Source organism: Aquitalea pelogenes (assembly GCF_001515305.1).
Classification (GTDB): Bacteria; Pseudomonadota; Gammaproteobacteria; order Burkholderiales; family Chromobacteriaceae; genus Aquitalea; species Aquitalea pelogenes.
The window spans coordinates 1-17,575 of sequence record NZ_LNQV01000007.1 but is presented as its reverse complement, the minus strand read 5'-3'; the positions used below and the strand labels follow the sequence as shown (position 1 = coordinate 17,575).

Annotated in this window: 12 protein-coding genes, 1 other RNA gene and 1 pseudogene; 1 reads left to right on the top strand and 13 read right to left on the bottom strand. The window is 62.3% G+C overall.

Features of this window, described 5'->3' with window-relative positions:
- Positions 1–12 precede the first annotated feature (12 nt).
- The 4 genes from AWT75_RS20750 to rnpB form a co-directional block, all read right to left on the bottom strand.
- Positions 13–159 (bottom strand): hypothetical protein, encoded by a 147-nt coding sequence (locus tag AWT75_RS20750; RefSeq protein ID WP_204376871.1) that lies wholly within the window; start codon positions 157–159, stop codon positions 13–15.
- The gene (locus AWT75_RS04310; RefSeq protein ID WP_062787655.1) at positions 156–410 is read right to left on the bottom strand and encodes a helix-turn-helix domain-containing protein; all 255 of its coding nucleotides are present in this window, start codon (positions 408–410) and stop codon (positions 156–158) included. Before AWT75_RS04310 ends, AWT75_RS20750 begins: the two co-directional genes overlap by 4 nt.
- 86 nt (positions 411–496) lie before the next feature.
- Positions 497–1,519 carry a tRNA dihydrouridine synthase DusB gene (dusB, locus tag AWT75_RS04305; RefSeq protein ID WP_062787787.1) on the bottom strand — a complete coding sequence of 341 codons (1,023 nt, stop codon included), beginning with the start codon at positions 1,517–1,519 and terminating at the stop codon, positions 497–499.
- A gap of 142 nt (positions 1,520–1,661) precedes the next feature.
- Positions 1,662–2,024: RNase P RNA component class A (gene rnpB, locus AWT75_RS04300), an RNA gene on the bottom strand.
- Positions 2,025–2,132: 108 nt separating this feature from the next.
- On the opposite strand from rnpB, the gene AWT75_RS04295 reads away from it, so the two are divergent.
- On the top strand, positions 2,133–5,300 hold the full coding sequence (locus tag AWT75_RS04295) for a bifunctional diguanylate cyclase/phosphodiesterase (protein WP_062787653.1): 3,168 nt from the start codon (positions 2,133–2,135) through the stop codon (positions 5,298–5,300).
- On the opposite strand, the gene AWT75_RS22055 is transcribed toward AWT75_RS04295, so the two are convergent.
- The 9 genes and pseudogenes from AWT75_RS22055 to AWT75_RS04255 all read right to left on the bottom strand — a co-directional run.
- Complete coding sequence (locus AWT75_RS22055; RefSeq protein ID WP_204376870.1) at positions 5,279–6,091, bottom strand: MFS transporter; 813 nt, start codon at positions 6,089–6,091, stop codon at positions 5,279–5,281. The two genes, AWT75_RS04295 and AWT75_RS22055, sit on opposite strands and share 22 nt — an antisense overlap.
- Positions 6,073–6,681, bottom strand: a complete 609-nt coding sequence (locus AWT75_RS22050; RefSeq protein ID WP_204376869.1) for an MFS transporter — start codon at positions 6,679–6,681, stop codon at positions 6,073–6,075. Before AWT75_RS22050 ends, AWT75_RS22055 begins: the two co-directional genes overlap by 19 nt.
- The gene (uriH, locus tag AWT75_RS04285) at positions 6,678–7,622 is read right to left on the bottom strand and encodes a uridine-preferring nucleoside hydrolase UriH (protein WP_062787651.1); all 945 of its coding nucleotides are present in this window, start codon (positions 7,620–7,622) and stop codon (positions 6,678–6,680) included. Before uriH ends, AWT75_RS22050 begins: the two co-directional genes overlap by 4 nt.
- A 31-nt stretch (positions 7,623–7,653) precedes the next feature.
- Complete coding sequence (locus AWT75_RS04280; RefSeq protein ID WP_045845809.1) at positions 7,654–8,856, bottom strand: M20 aminoacylase family protein; 1,203 nt, start codon at positions 8,854–8,856, stop codon at positions 7,654–7,656.
- A gap of 149 nt (positions 8,857–9,005) precedes the next feature.
- Entirely contained in the window at positions 9,006–10,553 is a 1,548-nt protein-coding gene (locus AWT75_RS04275; protein WP_062787649.1) for a translocation/assembly module TamB domain-containing protein, read from the bottom strand.
- A 17-nt stretch (positions 10,554–10,570) separates the two neighbouring features.
- A complete protein-coding gene (locus AWT75_RS21640; protein WP_062787647.1) occupies positions 10,571–12,826 on the bottom strand; it encodes a translocation/assembly module TamB domain-containing protein in 2,256 nt (751 codons plus the stop codon).
- Positions 12,826–14,574 carry an autotransporter assembly complex protein TamA gene (locus AWT75_RS04265; RefSeq protein WP_062787785.1) on the bottom strand — a complete coding sequence of 583 codons (1,749 nt, stop codon included), beginning with the start codon at positions 14,572–14,574 and terminating at the stop codon, positions 12,826–12,828. Before AWT75_RS04265 ends, AWT75_RS21640 begins: the two co-directional genes overlap by 1 nt.
- A gap of 199 nt (positions 14,575–14,773) precedes the next feature.
- Entirely contained in the window at positions 14,774–16,573 is a 1,800-nt protein-coding gene (gene lpdA / locus AWT75_RS04260) for a dihydrolipoyl dehydrogenase (protein ID WP_045845811.1), read from the bottom strand.
- Between the two features lie 107 nt (positions 16,574–16,680).
- Positions 16,681–17,478, bottom strand: a pseudogene (locus AWT75_RS04255) (2-oxo acid dehydrogenase subunit E2); the annotation flags it as partial.
- Positions 17,479–17,575 lie beyond the last annotated feature (97 nt).

Here is a 17,575-nt window from a genome sequence, read left to right as displayed (position 1 = left end):
TCGCCGCTTTTGTCATTGCTTGTTGTGTTGGCACAGCAGGGCCACCAGCTCGGGCAGGCGCTGCATGTCATTGAAGGTGGTGCAGGCCCCGCAGGCCAGCAGCTTGTCGGACTGGCCGTCGGCCACATGCCCGGCACCGGTAAAGCCCAGCACCGTCATGCCAGCGGCCACCGCAGCGCGTACGCCGGTAACGCTGTCTTCTTACGCAGGGTGTTGCGATTGAGCCCAAGCAGCTCTGCCGCCCGGGTCTGGTTGCCCTGCGTGTGGGTGAGCACCACCTCGATCAGGGGTTTTTCCACACAGGCCAGCACCATATCGTAGATCGAGGCAGGTATTTCGCCGTCCAGATCACGGAAGTATTGTTCCATCGCCAGCCGCACCGACTGGGAAATATGTTCGTTGTTTTGCATGTTTATTGTTCTGTCTTCAACATATGGTGTGAACGCTGTGTACTGCACTGTAGCCCGCCCCCGGGCCTCCTGCTGCTGGCTGCCGGTCAAGCCGACACCGTCTCTTCGGCCAGCTCGTCCAGGTATTCCAGGTGTTCCGACAAGCCAGCCAGCTGATCGAAATAGCCTGCCACCGCCAGGCGCTGGCTGCCGGTTTCTTCCAGCTGGTACATGGTCTGGCGAAACTCATTGGAGCCCCTCAGCCCCCTGGTGTACCAGGCAATGTGCTTGCGGGCGATGCGACAACCCGAATACTCGCCGTAAAACCCGTACAAATCATCCAGATGCTCCAGCAACAGCTGGCGGATTTCCGTCACCGTGGGTGGCGGCAGGCATTCACCCGTTTCCAGGTAATGCTGCATTTCGCGGAAAATCCACGGCCGCCCCTGCGCCGCCCGGCCTATCATCACCGCATCGGCACCGGTGTACTGCAATACCTGCTGCGCCTTTTGCGGCGTGTCGATGTCGCCGTTGGCAATCAGCGGAATACCGATGCTGGCCTTGACCGCGCGGATGGTGTCGTATTCGGCAGCACCGCGATACATGTCTTCACGGGTGCGGCCATGCAGCGCCAGCGCCGCGATGCCGCAGTCCTCGGCCAGCCGTGCAATGCGCAAGGCATTGCGATGCTCGGGACTCCAGCCGGTACGGGTTTTCAGCGTCACCGGCACATCCACTGCCTTGACCACCGCGTCCAGAATGCGGCCCACCAGTGCTTCGTCACGCAACAGGGCCGAACCGGCCGCCACATTGCATACCTTCTTGGCCGGACAACCCATGTTGATGTCGATGATCTGCGCGCCCTGCTCCACATTGATGCGTGCGGCCTCCGCCATCTGGGCCGGGTCCGAACCGGCAATCTGCACCGAAATCGGCTCCACTTCGCCAGTGTGGTCGGCCCGGCGCAAGGTCTTGGCCGTCGCCCACAATGACTTGTTGGACGTGATCATTTCCGACACCGCCATGGCTGCGCCCATTTTCTTGCACAGCATGCGAAACGGACGGTCCGTCACACCCGCCATGGGAGCGACGATCAGCCGGTTTTTCAGGGTGTAAGGACCAATGCGCATCAGGTGTTCTGCGGTCAAACAAGCAAAAGGGCGGCCATTGTAATGCTTTTTTTTTAAGCAGTAAAAACCTTTTTGCTTATTTTTTGAGCAAGATCGATAGCGAGAAGAAATGGTACTGACGGGTACTGCGAGTGGGGTGGGGATTGGAAGTCAGCCGATAAGCCGGGTTCTGTCGTTGGACAGTCATTCCTCTAGTACTGCCGTTACCGACAGTCTCAAGCAACCTACCCGGGGACAACGCGAGCCACGTTAACGCCCCCCTATTTGGTCTTGCTCCTGATGGGGTTTAGCCTGCCGTCCGTGTTGCCACGTCCGCGGTGCGCTCTTACCGCACCTTTTCACCCTTACCTGTGCTGACAAGTCAGCCATCGGCGGTTCAGCTCTCTGTTCCACTTTCCGTCGCCTCACGGCGCCCGGCCGTTAGCCGGCATCATGCTCTGCGGAGCCCGGACTTTCCTCCCCGCCCCTGCTTGCGCAGCAGCGCGGCGACTGTCTGTCTGACTTCCAACCGGCGATTTTACCTGAAGCAGATCAAAGTTGTGGCACTTTCTTTCCGGCACCCCCATGACATTCATTTATACTGGCCGGCCATTTTTGTGGAATCCGTTTATCAATGCTGCGCAACCAGGCCAGACTGTGGCGTTTGCAGTTATTAGGCACCCTGCTGATCATCTTCTTGCTGGCCATGACCCTGGCCACCTATTTCCTGCTTGCCAGCCGGACGGATTACCATGCACGCCAACAACAGGTGGAACGGGATGCCTACCAGCATGCACGTGCCTACCTGCAATCGTCGGCAGAGCAGACCAGCCACATCCTGCTGGCCATGCGCAGCCGTGCCCGTGAGGACATGCGCCAGCAATTGCGCGTCCAGGTGGACCAGGCCTACCTGCTGGCCGAGCGCATCTGGGAACATGAACACCAGCGCCTGCCGGCGGCCGAGGTAAAGGCGCTGATCGTGACGGCGCTGCGCCCGCTGCGTTTTTTTGACGGCCGGGGCTATTTTTTCATCGACACCATGGATGGCCGCTGCGTGCTGCTGCCCACGGTGCCGGACCGCGAAGGCAGCTCCTTGCTGGATAACCGCGACGATCAGGGGCATTACATCATGCAAACCCTGATTGCCTCGGTACGTGGCCCGCAAGCGGCCGGTTTTTCCACTTATCGCTGGTATCTGCCCGGCACCCGGCAAATGGCGGACAAGATTGCCTACGCGCGGCACTTTGCGCCTTATGACTGGTTGATCGGCAGTGGCGAATACCTGGCCAATGTGGAAGCCGAACTGCAACAACAGGCCTTGACCCTGCTGGCGGGCAGCCAGCAAAGCGGGGACAAGGACGACCTGATGGTGATTGACGAGCGCGGCGTGCTGCGCCTGTATCTGGCGCAGCCGGACTTGCAGGGCAAGCACTACCAGTCGCTGCCCGAGCCTTTGCGCAGCCGGGTGCAAGAAGCCATGCAGCTGGGCAGCAAGGGCGGCTACCTCAGCTACAGCGTGCCGCAACCGGGCAAGCAGCAGGCGGTCAGTCATCTGGCTTATGTACACCGTCTGCCGGGCTGGAACTGGACGCTGATCAATGCCATGCATGTGCAGTCGATCCAGGTGGAGAACCAGCAGGCCAGCAGCTTGCTGGAAGCCCAGTTGCTGCAGCGGATCAAGGCCACCGTGCTGATGACGTTGCTGGCCATGGGCTGTGCCAGCCTGCTGTACTGGTTTTTCAACCGCTGGATCAACGCACTGCTGGCGCGTTACCAGGATGATTTGCGCCGCAGCCATGCCGAGCTGCAAGCCAATAGCCGCGAGCTGAAGCTCAGCCACTTCATGATCGACCACGCCACCGACATGGTGCTGCTGCAAGACAGCCACGGGACACTGGTGTATGCCAACCGGGCGGCGCGGGATTATCTGGAGCAAGACGAGGCCCATCACCGGCAACTGATGTCCATCCTGTCCACGGCCGGCGATCACGCCCTGCCACACAGCTTTGAAACCCGGCTGGAAAATGCCGATGGACACCAGCACCTGGAAGTGACGCTGACCGGCCTTGCCTATCAGGATGAGCATTATCTGTGCGCCACCGCACGCGATATCAGCCAGCGCCACCATGCGGCACGTCAGCAACGCCTGGCGGCGCGGGTGTTCGAATCCAGCAATGAAGCCATCCTGATCACCAGCGCCGACAACCGCATTCTGGCCGTCAACCACGCGTTTACCCAGATTACCGGCTATAGCGAACAGGACGTGCTGGGCCGTACCCCTGCCCTGCTGGCATCCGGCCAGCACAATGCCGATTTTTACCAGCAGATGTGGCGCAACCTGAGCCAGCGCGGGCAATGGTCCGGAGAAATCTGGAACCGGCGCAAAAACGGGGAAACCTACCCGGAATGGCTGAATATCAGCGTGCTGACCGACGAACAGGGCAACATCACCCACCATGTCGCCCTGTTCAGCGATATTTCCGAACGCAAGGCGCATGAGGCACGCATCCAGCATCTGGCAGAATTCGACGCGCTGACCGACCTGCCCAACCGCATTCTCATCCACGACCGCCTGCAACAAGCCATTCGCCAGGCCGAGCGCCTGGCCGGCAAGCTGGCGGTGCTGTTTGTCGACCTGGACCACTTCAAGAACATCAATGACACCCTGGGCCACAACAAGGGTGACGAATTGCTCAAGCAGGTGGCCAGCCGCCTGTGCGCTGCAGTGCGCGAGCTGGATACGGTGGGCCGCACCGGCGGCGACGAGTTTGTGCTGATTCTGCCGGCCATCAGCCAGCCAGACGAAGCGGCACAGGTGGCAGAACGCATCCTGCGTGCGATGCAAACCCCGTTTGATGTGGGCGGTGCCTCGCTGGTGGTCGGCTGCAGCATCGGCATCAGCCTGCTGCCCGACGACGGGCAGGATATCCAGACCCTGCTGATGAATGCCGACCTGGCCATGTACCATGCCAAATCCCAGGGCCGGAATACCTTCCGCTTCTACACGCGGGAAATGAACAGCCAGGTGGCCGAGCGCCTGCAACTGGAGAACCGTCTGCGCCATGCACTGGAGCAAAATGAGCTGTTCCTGCTGTTCCAGCCGCAATACGACATCAACAGCCATGCCCTGATCGGCTGCGAAGCACTGGTGCGCTGGCAGCACCCGACCGATGGCCTGATCATGCCTTCCCGTTTCATTCCGATTGCCGAAGACAGTGGCCTGATCGTCCAGCTGGGACGCTGGGTATTGCGTGAGGCCTGCCAGCAAATGGCCAGGTGGCAGGCACAAGGCCTGCCCCTGCCCAAGATGGCGGTGAATGTGTCGGCACGACAACTGGCCCGTACCGACTTTATTGACGACGTCCGTGCAGCCTTGCAGGCCAGCGGGCTGCCCGGCCATTACCTGGAAATCGAGGTGACCGAAAGTACGCTGATGGAAGATGCCGACCTGGCCGCCCGCCAGCTGTCCATCCTCAAGGCCATGGGCGTGCGGCTGTCGGTGGATGATTTCGGTACCGGTTATTCCAGCCTGGCCTACCTGAAACGGTTTGCACCGGACACCATCAAGATTGACCGTTCCTTTGTCTGCGAATTACCCGGCGACAGCGAAGACGCCGCAATCGTATCGGCCATCATTCACCTGGCACGGGCACTAGGCATGAACACGCTGGCCGAAGGCGTGGAAACCGACGCCCAGCACCAGTATTTGCGTAAGCTGGGCTGCGGTGGCGTACAAGGCTATCTGCTGGGACGGCCACAAACAGCCAGCAAGCTGGAAAGTCAGTTCGACGCGACCGTGTGATGAGCTGCTGGCTCGACCGCAGCCAGTTCTGCCGCGCCGGGACGTGGAATCAGCAAGGACACCAGCCATGCCAGCATAAGAACCACCAGCCCCAGCAGCATGCCGCCAGCCGGGCTGGTCTGATAGGCCATGGCCGGCAGCAAGGCAAAGCTCAACCCGGCTCCCAGATTGAAAGCTCCAGCATTCAGGCCCGGCAGCAAGCCGGGTGCATCGGCCGGTGACAGCACCACACCCAGCCCGTTGAGAATGATGTTGGCAGTGCCGGCATAAGCCACCCCCGCCAGCACGGTGGCAGCCACCATCCACCACAGGCTGGACAAGCCGTAGAGCAGCATCAACACGATGGCCAGCATGCTGCCCGCCAGCCCCAGGCGCAGTACCCGGCCATAACCCAGACGCGGCGCCAGCTGGCCGGCCCAGGGCCCTACCAGCCAGCCGATCAGCGCATAAGGGGTCAACAACAGCCAGGCTGCCTGTTCTGCCGTCAGGCCATGGCCAGCCGTCTCTTGAGCGTGAGACATGACCAGGCCATTGATGATGGCAAATACTCCGGTCATGGTGAGCACCGTGGTGAGCAGCAAGGCCCACACCCGGCGCTGGCACAGCAAGCTCAGGGCCAGCAATGGCTGCGGGCTGCACTTTTCCTGATACAGAAACAGCAGCAAACCCAGCACCCCGGCCAGCGCCATGCCCAGTACACCCGGCCAGCCGCTATCGGCAGCCACCAGCTGCAATGCCCACAACCAGCAACCGAGCGTCCAGACCAGGGCAGCTACCCCCGGCCAGTCCATGCGCGACCGTGGCGATGGCGCGATTCCGGTGCCAGCCAGGCCACCAGCAGGCAGGCCAGCGCCGCCACCACGGCGATGCACCAGAACACCGCGCGGAAGCCGTACTGGGTGGCCAGCCAGCCGCCGGCAATGGCATCGATGCCGGCAATACCACCGTTCACGGCCGTTATCACGCCCATCAGCAGCCCGTAGCGCCTTGGTTCATTCACCTCGTGGTACAGCATCAACAGACACACCGGCACCACCGGACCGGACACCCCCTGCACCAGCCGCGCCAGCTGCAACACGGTGATGGAGGGTGCCAACGCAGCCAGCACACTGCCAGCCAGCATCACCAGCAGCATGCCCAGCAACACGCGCCGTCGCCCCAGCATGTCGCCCAGCCGCGGCAGAAAAAGGGAAAACAGCGCGGCAGCGGTAAAGAATGCAGTTTGCGACAAGCCCACTGCGGCCTCACTGGCCCTCAGCTCCTTGGCCATGGTGACCAATACCGGACTGAGCATGCTGGCATTGAGCTGGAAGGCCACACAGGCCGCCAGCAGTGCGGTCATCAGGCTGACAACCGGCACTTGAGATTTGCCGGCATTCATTGGCCGCCCTCCCCGATCTGCTGCAAGGCCGTTTCCACCATGCGCCAGAACGCCGTGTGGTCAAGCTTTACCGCAACCTGGGTGTGGCAGTCGGGCGGAGGCGGGGCGCGGAAATCCGCCACCGTCATGCCCAGCGTCAGCGCGCCCTGCAGCTCCACATCCAGCGGCACCTTGCGTACCGTCATCACCTGCGGGTCGATCACATAAGCCACCGCACAGGGGTCGTGTACCGGCGGCCAGGCAAAACCCTGTTCACGGCGGTAAGTCTCGCCAAAGAACAACAACAGCTCCTGCACGAAGCGGGCCGGACGGGTTGCCAGGGCGGCAATGCGTGCCTGCACTTCAGACGTAGCCAATGCCTGGTGGGTGAGGTCCAGCCCCACCATGGTAAGCGGCCAGGGTGTGTTGAATACGATGTGTGCGGCTTCAGGGTCGATCTTGATATTGAATTCAGCCACTGCGCTCCAGTTGCCGGTGTGATAGCCGCCACCCATCAGCACCACTTCCCGTACCCGGTCGGCAATGCGTGGCTCCTTGCGCACGGCCAGTGCGATATTGGTCAGCGCACCGGTTGGTACCAGGGTAATTTCGCCCGGCGGGTGCGCCATGATCAGTTCAATGATCAGGTCCACCGCATGCCGGGAATCTGTCTGGCGAGTGGGTGGCGGCAGCACCGGACCGTCCATGCCGCTGTCCCCATGAATGGATGGTGCGATTTCGCGTGGCCGTACCAGCGGACGGTCACATCCGGCTGCGATGGGAACATGGATACCGGCGATTTCGGCCACCGCCAGTGCATTGCGCGTCACCTTTTCCAGCGTCTGGTTACCGGCCACCGTGGTGACGGCCAACAACTCAATGGCCGGGCTGCCATGCGCCAGCAGCATGGCAATGGCGTCGTCGTGACCCGGATCACAATCGAGAATGATTTTTTGGGGCATGGGAGGTCCTTGCTTGCGCGGGCAATGGAATTCAACGGGAGGTATCGGCCGCGACGTCGTCCTTGGCCAGCCAGTACTCCACCAGGTGAACCCAGAAGCTGGCAGCCAGCGGCAGGGCTTCGTCATTGAAGTCATAGCCGGGGTTATGCACCATGCAGCTGCCTTCACCATCGCCATTACCGACAATGAAGTAGCAGCCTGGCACCTGTTCCAGCCAGTAGGCGAAATCCTCGCTGCCGGTGAGTGGCGGCAGGTCCTCCAGCACATTGCCCGCCCCCAGGCACTCGCGTGCCAGCAGACTGGCCTGGTGGGTGATGATGTCGTCGTTGATCAGTACCGGATAACCATGCTCAAAAATCACTTCTGCGTGCGCGCCGTAAGCGGCCGCATGCTGCTCGGCCAGCTGGCGGATGCGCAGATGCAGCAGCTCGCGGATGTCTGGCTTCAAGGCGCGTACTGTCAGACGCAACTCGGCACTGGCGGGAATGACATTGGCCGCATCGCCGGCCAGCAAGGCTCCGACTGTCACCACCGCAGTATCCAGCGGTGACACATTGCGCGACACGATGGTTTGCAGTGCCATCACCAGTGCTGCGGCCACCACCACGGGGTCGATGGCGCGCTGTGGCATGGCACCGTGCCCGCCGGTGCCATGCACGCGGATGGTGATGGTGTCGGTAGAGGCCATGAAGGCCCCGGCCCGAAAACCCAGCTTGCCCAACGGGATGCCCGGCATGTTGTGCAGCGCAAAAATGGCATCGCAGGGAAAGCGCTGGAACAGGCCTTCATCCAGCATGCGCTTGGCACCCGAGCCGCCATGTCCTTCTTCGGCAGGCTGGAAAAACAGGTGCAAGGTACCGGTAAAACGACGGCTGCGGGCCAGTTCGCAGGCGGCCGCCAGCAGGATGGCGGTATGGCCGTCATGACCACAGGCATGCATCTTGCCGTCTATCCGGCTGGCCCAGGGCTGCGTACCGGTTTCCTGGATGGGCAGGGCATCCATGTCGGCGCGCAAACCGATACTCGGGCCCTTGCCGCACTGCAAGGTAGCCACCACACCGGTGCCACCGATACCGTGATGCACCTCATATCCCCAGGCCTGCAGCTTTTCGCTGACCAGCCGGCTGGTATTGAACTCTTCGAAACCCAATTCGGGGTGGGCATGCAGCTGCCGCCGCAAGCTGATCATTTCATCGGCAATGTGCTGGATACCCGGCAGGATGGGGCTGTACATGGTGGGAAGTCTCCGCGAGTGCTGGGAAGGAAGTGCAGAGACTGAAAGAAAAGCGGGGTATTGCGATACCGGAAGAAAGGGCAGTTTGAATCAAGCCGCCAGGACAGCCCTGGCCGGACGGGGTGCGGACGGAAAATACCCGTTACGTATCAGTCAAATCGCAGGGTGTAGCGCGACTCCACCGAAGTATTGGTACCGGCACGCAACACCATGGACCAGCCCTTGCTGAGCTGATATGCCAGTTTGACGGCCTGGTCGGCACTGGTCACGCCATATTCGTAACCCAGATACAGCTCACGGGTGAGCTGACGTCCAACGGTGACCACCTGCTCGGCCGGACTGACCGTACCATTGGCCAGGGTCCGTTCCTTGCGGCTGGCCATGCCCAGTTCATCGAACAGGCCGACATGGTCGTTGATGGACCCGGCCAGCATCAGGCCAGCCGATGCTGCCAGCGCGGAATCATCCCGATCACCACTGGCGGCATGCCCCAGCACCAGCCAGGCCAGCTTGTCCTTTTCCGACATGGATTCATCCGCCACCAGCCGGATACGCGGCGCGGCGACGCTGCCGGATACCTCCACCCCTGCGCCCACCGGGGACAAATGGCGCTTGGCCACCACATTGAGCACCGGATTATCCAGCGGGCCCACAAAGCTGATGATGCCTTGTTCGATATCCAGATCCTGGCCATAGGCCTTGTAGCGCCCCTTCACCACCCGGACCTGACCGCGCGCACCAGGCGGCAAGCCGGGACTGGCAGTGACCTTGACCACCCCGGTCAGTTCGACATCCAGCCCCTGGCCGACAAAGCGGAAGCGGTCTCCCAGATCCAGATCCAGCGCCACGGTCAGCGGCAGGCTGGCAAATGCCGAGGGTTCGGCTGGCTTGCGGCCCTTGACGATCACATCGTCGCTGAGTGTCGGCGCACCGCCCTTGGGCAGGTCGATCCGGCCCTGATCCGCCCGGATACGGCCGGTCAGGGCGATCTTGTGTTCCACCATGCTCAGTTCGGCGTTGCCGGACACCACCAGTTTGCGGCTGGGTTTGTCGAACACGCTGAATTTGTTGAGTGCCACGCGTACCACGGCATCCGGCCCGGCATCGCGCAAGTCCAGGCTGCCGCTGGCCACCACATCGCCCTGACCACTGGCAAAGCGCAATTTGTCCAGCACCAGGCTGCGGCCATTCAGATGGGCCTGCAACACACCATCGCCCAGATGAATACCGGTACGGTGGTCTGCCAGCATCAGCTTGCTGCCCTGGATATTGCCCTGCCCCTGCAACTGGCCCAGGGGACCGGTCAGGGCCAGGTTGGCAGACAACTGGCCACCCAGTTCCAGCGCGGGTGAAGACAGTTGTGCCAGTGCGGCCAGCGATGGCAGTGACACGCTGACATTGGCTGCCAGCGGCGTGCGCATATCAATATTGCCGCCATTCCACGGCAGGCTGCCCTTGCCGGACAGCTGGGCATACTGGCTGTCGATATTGGTGTCAAAGCGCAGGCTGCCGCCATCCAGCCGCGCGTTGAGCTGCGCAGCCTTCAAGCCCAGTGGCGCGGGCCGCCCGGCTTCGGCTGGCAGGCGGATATCACCGGACACCCGTTTGAGCCACAGCTCGCCTTGCGGCTGTTTGCCATTGAGATTCAGGGACCAGGCACTGTCCAGCACCAGGTTCTGTTCCACCGGCAGGGACAAGAGCGGTGCCAGCTCGGTCAGATGCAGGCCTTCGGCATGGCCGCGGGTGGTGAGAATGCCGTTACTGCGCTCCAGTCCGGCCAGCGACAGGCTGCCACCAGCAAGCGGAAGCGTGCCGCACCCAGCCGCACGCGCGCAGCCCCGGCCTCGACCGCCAGCGGCGATTGCAGGCTGAGGCCCGGTTTGCCGGCAAGCTCCAGCCGCTCCAGCATGCCCTGCCATTGCCCGCTGTTGGCCGGCAAGCCGCCACTGGCCGCCAGTTGCAACTGATAGGCTTGCCCGGCCAGTCGCAGTCGGCCATCCAGTTGCAACTGGTGGCGGGTACGGGTGCCATTGCCCTGCGCGCGCAGTTGTTCGGCACTGAAGCTGCCCGCCTGCAGCTTGTCCGCCGCCAGTTGCAGGCGGAAGGGGCTGCCCGCATCGGCCTTGATATCGCCATCCAGACTGAGGCTTTGTACTGACAGATCCCCAGGCAGGTGCAAGCGCTCGGCACGCAGGCTGGTACTGAGCAGCGGTGCCCTGGGTGTTCCGCTCAATTCCGCCTGCCCCTTGATGGTGCCGGAAAAACCACGGCCCAGCAGGGAGAGATTGGGAGCGTCAATCAGCAGCTTGAGCTTGTCCCCGGCCACGCCATAAGCGCCACTGGCTTGCAGCCGGTTGCTGGCCAGGGTGAGGTCGGCCAGCAACTGATGCAGGCGCTGGCCTTGCCAGTCAGCACTGAGCTGGCCGGACAAGGGCGCGCCGGACAGGCGGCTGGGAGAAAACTTCAAGGCGATCTTGCCAGAGAGCGGCTGGGCCAGCTGGCCACTGGCCTTGATGGCGGCATTGAGCTCGCCCACCGGCAAGCCGGCTTGCAAGCGGGACGGATCGGCCTTTTGCAACTGTCCTTCCAGTTGGTAAAGCTGCTTGCCCTCCAGACCCAGCTTGCCGGATGCCTGCAGTTTGCCGGCACCTGCCGTCAGCGCCAGTTGGCGCAGCAACAGGGTTCTGCCTGTGGCGTCCTGTTCGAAACCCAGCGCGGTTTCCAGCTGCAGGCTCTTGCCATACAGGCTGGCCCGGATGTCCGGTCCGGCCAGTGGCCCGACAACACGGGCGGTGCCCTTGATGATGTCATCCGGCGCGGTCGCATACAGGGTTTTGAGACTGATATTGTGCAGCAGCGCCACCATGTCGAGCGAGCCAGGCTCCACCTTGCCGGTCAGGTTCAGCTGCCCCTCACCCAGTTGGGCCATCAGCTTGTCCAGGTACAGTACCTTGTCATCGGCACGGAACTCGCCCACCAGCAGCGACATGGGTACCTGATTGGCAGAAACCGGGCCGGGCTGGCTGTTCAGCAGCGACAAGCCGCCCTTGATGCGCGAGCCGCCATCCGGCTCGGCATGTACGGCAAAACCCAGCCGTGCCTTGGGCCAGGCCGGGAACAGCGACTGGGGATTGATGCCGCCTACCCGCACATCCAGTCGGCCAAAGCGGTTGTAGGGATTGAGGGCAAACGGGCGCAGCACACCATGCGCCTCGACCAGCATGCCTCTGCCACTGCCGGTGCCATCCACTTGCAAGGCAAGCAGCTGGCCGCTCAGTTGCAACCGGGCCTGCACCGGAATCTGCTCCAGCTCGCCCTGGGCGCTGAGTTGACCCTGGGTGACAAATGGCGTGCTGTCGGTGATGGACAGACGGGCGCTGGTGCTGCCCCAAGGTGTTTGCAATTGCGCCAGCTGAAGTTGGTGCTGCTGGTTCTGGTAGGCATAGCTGGCCTGCAAGCCATACAGCCGGACATCGGCCGGCAGCAGGGTGAGGCTGGCCAGTTGCAGGCGTTCCACCCGGATATCCAGCGGCAGGGACAGGGAGGTGGGCGCACCGGCAGGCGGTGTTGCCGGGGCCGGACGGCTGTTCACCCGGACATGGCCGATATCAAGCAGCTGTACTTGCAGGCGGCGCTGCCACAAGTCCGACGCTTGCCATTGCAGTTGCAGGCGGTCGATGTCGACATCCTGGTAGCGTGCGCGCCAGCGGATATCGTGCAGGGTAAAACCGGACCACAGGCTGCCTTCGCTACGGGCAATGCTCAATTGCTGCTGGCTCAGTGCCGGCAGTTGCTGGCAAAGCCAGCTCAGGCCCTGTGCGCTGCCACCCAGCCAGCCCAGTGCAGTACACAGCGCAAGCAGCACCAGCAGGCAGAGCAGACGACCCCAGCGGCGACGTGGCGGTTTTGGCTGAGGTGGCGGGCTGGCCTGCGGCCCTGCTGCCTGGTCTGGCAATGGAGTGTCCTGCATCAGAATGCCAATCCCAGGCTCATGTTCCAGCGCAACTTACCGTCCTTTTCTGCCTTGGCAATATCCAGAGAGAGTGGCGCCACCGGGCTCATCCAGCGCAAACCGACACCATTGGCGTGTTCCAGTTTGAAGCTTTGCCAGCTTTGCGCGGCATTACCGGCATCATGGAACAGCGCCAGCGCCCAGTCCTTTGCCACCGGAATCTGGTATTCCAGCGTGGCTGTCGCCACGACACGTCCCCCGACCACCGCGCCATCCGGCCCTGGCAGGCCCAGGCTCTGGTAATCATAACCGCGCACGCTATTGGAACCACCGGCACGGAACAGCTGGGAGGACGGCACTTCATCGCTGTCTTTGGCCCACACCTGCCCCACTTCCAGCCGGGTCAGCAAGGTGCCGTACTTGGGCCAGGGGCTCCAGTAACTGACACCGCGGGCATAGCCACGCACAAAGCTGGTGGTGGACAGCAAGCCGCCCAGCGTACTGGACAAGGAAGCATCCAGCAGGGTGCCGGAGCGCGGACGCAGGGTGTCGTCCACATCGCGCCGCGTCCAGCCGAACACACCAAGCAAGGCCCGGGTATTGTTGCTGGGCGTGTTGCCGATGGTTTCCTTTTCCTGGATGAACTCCACACCGAAGCGGGCGTTGATTTTTTCGTGGCTGCGAATGCGCCAGGCACCGGCATCGATCGAGGTGGTTTTCACCCCCTGGATGTCGGTTTCCTTGAATGTGGATGTAATGGAGTGCGAGTAATTGTCCGCCTGACGCGGGAAACCCAGGCCCAGGCTGAGATTGCGGTCGCTGTTTTTCCAGTCCAGCAAGGCCGAGCCGGTCCAGCCTTTGCCGAACAGATTGTAGTAGTCGTAACCGATACGGACACCCGGGCCGTCTTCCGAATCATAAGTGAGGCCCAATTCCAGCTTTTGCTTGGGGAATTCGGTCAGGCTCACCTCGACCGGCACTTCGTTATCGCTGATGCGGCCCATATCGGCACTGACCACCACGCCGGAATATTGCGGGGCCTGCTCCAGCGCCGACTGGTAATCCAGCAATTTCTTTTGCTGGTAAGGGTCGCCCTGGCGGAAGTCGGCCAGGCCGGTGGCCACATTCAGCGGGTAGCGCTTGTTACCGCTGATATGGGTGGGGCCAAAACGGATAAGCGGGCCGCTGTCCAGTTCCACCAGCAACTGGGCGCGATGCGTCTGCGGGTCGATATCGGCCTGACTCCTGGCGATTTTTGCCAGCGGGAAGCGATCGACGGTAAGCAGGCGCAGGATGGCGCGTTTGCTGCTGCTCCAGTCGTCCTGCCGGTAGGGTGCCGCAATGGGCAGCGACCAGGCTTCCAGCACCGCGGCCAGCCGTTGGCGGTAGTCGGCTTGCTGGCGGATGTCGCCATTCAGTTGCAGGGTGACATCATCGATGATGACCGGTTCGCCCGGTTCCACCTTGATGACATAGTGATGCTCGCCCTGCTCCTCCACCCGGACAACGGCGCTGAAATAGCCTTCGGTCTCCAGCAGTGCCTGGGCCGCACCCGGTGTTTCCTTGATGATGGCCTGCAGCTGGAAATCGTCCAGGTCCGGGTCGTTGCGGGCGGAAACCAGTTCCAAATGATCATTCAACAGGCTGCCAAGGTTCGACGGGGCATCCACGCTGACGGTGTAATCCACCTTGGCCCAGGCTGGTGCGGCACACAGCGTCAGGGCAAGGGCGGATGACAAGGCAAGGGGATAGGTTCGTGGCAGCATGTCGGCATTCATCTGGAATCCGACTGATGGTAGCGAAACTGGTTCAGTCTGGCGAGGGCTGTTGGCAGAACGGGTGGAGGGTACTGCCAAAAAAAAGGGCGGAATGATCCGCCACAAGACTGAGAGAGATAAGACACGACCCGCCAGCGGCGGGCCGGGACTGCAGGCAGCCTGCCCGGCCTTGCGGCCGACGGGCAGCTTACTTCTTGCGCTGCGGCGGCAGGTCCGTGCAGCTACCCTCGAATACTTCGGCAGCCATGCCGATGGATTCGCCCATGGTGGGGTGCGGGTGAATGGTCTTGGCGATGTCTTCGGCATCGCAGCCCATTTCGATGGCCAGGCAGATTTCACCGATCATGTCGCCGGCGTGCGGGCCGACAATGCCGCCACCAATCACCTGATGGGTAGCCGGATCGAAAATCAGCTTGGTGAAGCCTTCATCACGACCATTGGCAATGGCGCGACCGGACGCAGCCCACGGGAAGACGGATTTCTCCACCTTGATGCCCTGTTTCTTGGCTTCGTCTTCGGTCATGCCCACCCAGGCCACTTCCGGATCGGTATAGGCCACACCCGGAATCACGCGGGCATCGAAGAAGGCCTTGTGGTCGGCGCAGTTTTCTGCGGCAACGTGGCCTTCATGCACGCCCTTGTGCGCCAGCATCGGCTGACCGACGATGTCGCCAATGGCGTAGATGTGCGGCACATTGGTGCGCTGCTGCTTGTCCACCGGGATGAAGCCACGGTCGGTCACGGCCACACCGGCGTTTTCCGCACCCAGCAGCTTGCCGTTGGGCGCGCGGCCGGTGGCGTACAGCACCAGGTCGTAACGTTGCGGTTCTTTCGGTGCCTGCTCGCCCTCGAAGGTAACGTACACGCCGTCTTCCTTCGGCTCGACAGCCACGGTCTTGGTGTTCAGCATGATGTTGTCGAAGCGGTGGGCATTCCACTTCTGCCATACCTTGACCAGGTCACGGTCGGCACCCTGCATCAGGCCGTCCAGCATTTCCACCACGTCCAGGCGTGCGCCCAGCGTGGAGTAAACGGTACCCATTTCCAGACCGATGATGCCGCCACCGATGATCAGCATCTTTTCCGGCACGGCTTTCAGTTCCAGCGCGCCGGTGGAATCCACCACACGCGGATCATCCGGAATGAACGGCAGTTTCACCACGCGCGAACCGGCGGCGATGATGGCGTTCTTGAACTTGACGATGGTCTTCTCGCCGCTCTCTTCACGACCGTTGCCGGTGGTGACCGATACTTCGATGTGATGCGGGTCGATGAAGCGGCCATTGCCACGTACGATCTGCACCTTGCGCGCCTTGGCCATGCCGGCCAGGCCACCGGTCAGCTTGCCGATGACCTTTTCCTTGTAGCCGCGCAACAGGTCGATATCCACTTCCGGCTTGCCGAACTTGATGCCGTTGGCAGCCAGATGGCTTACTTCGTCAATCACGGCGGCATTGTGCAGCAGGGCCTTGGACGGGATGCAGCCCACGTTCAGGCACACGCCACCCAGGGTGGAGTAACGCTCGACGATGACCACTTTCTGGCCGAGGTCGGCCGCGCGGAAGGCGGCGGAATAACCGCCAGGGCCACCGCCCAGTACCATCACGTCGCATTCGATATCGGCACCACCTGCGTGGCTGGCGGCCACCGGGGCAGCTTGCGGCGCAAAACCGGCATCGGTGTGCGCCGAGGCCACACCGGTGGTTTCCAGCGGCTTGGCTTCTGCCGGGGCGGCGCTGGCGGCGGCAGCGGCTTCGACGATGACGATCACGTCACCTTCGCTTACCTTGCTGCCCACGGCCACTTTGACTTCCTTCACCACACCGGCGGTTTCCGCCGGCACTTCCATGGTGGCCTTGTCGGTTTCCAGGGTGATGAGGCTGTCGTCCTTGCTCACCACATCGCCCGGCTTCACAAAGACTTCGATCACGTCCACATTGCTGTGACCGCCGATATCCGGGACTTTCAGTTCAATCAGATTGCTCATGGTTTTCCATCCGTTGGGCGGAAGCTGACGGCTTTGCCGGGAGCATTCCGCCGTATTTCATGCGGCAAGGAGAAGGCGGAATGCCCCTGCGGGGTTCCGCCCTACCATCACAGGATCAGGCGACGCACGTCGGACAGCAGCTTGCCCAGATGCACGGTGAAGCGCGCGGCAGCAGCGCCGTCGATCACGCGGTGATCGAAGGACAGCGACAGCGGGCACATCAGGCGCGGTGCGAATTCCTTGCCGTTCCATACCGGCTTGATCTGGCTCTTGCACACACCCAGGATGGCCACTTCCGGCGCATTCACGATCGGGGTGAAGCTGCTGCCACCAATGCCACCCAGGCTGGAGATGGTGAAGGTGGCACCTTGCATGTCGGTCGGCTTGAGCTTGCCTTCGCGGGCTTGCAGCGACAGCTCGGTCAGTTCCTTGGCGATCTGCTTGATGCCCTTCTGGTCGACGTTCTTGATGACCGGTACCACCAGGCCATTCGGCGTGTCGGCTGCAAAGCCGATGTGGTAGTACTGCTTGAGCACCAGGTTGTCACCGTCCAGCGAGCTGTTGAAGGTGGGGAATGCCTTCAGGGCTTCGGCAGCGGCCTTGATGATGAAGGCCAGCGGCGAAATCTTGAGGCCGGACTTTTCCCATTCCTTGCCGATGGTCTTGCGGAAGTCTTCCAGCTCGGTGATGTCGCACTCGTCGTTGAACGTGACGTGCGGGATCATCACCCAGTTGCGGCTGAGGTTGGCACCGGAAATCTTCTGGATGCGCGACAGCGGCTTGGTTTCGATCGGGCCGAACTTGGCGAAGTCCACCTTCGGCCACGGCAGCAGGTCCAGACCCACGCCGGAACCACCAGCAGCGGCCGGAGCGGCAGCCACCGGGTTCTGCATCACGCTCTTGACCGGAAATCTTCTGGATGCGCGACAGCGGCTTGGTTTCGATCGGGCCGAACTTGGCGAAGTCCACCTTCGGCCACGGCAGCAGGTCCAGACCCACGCC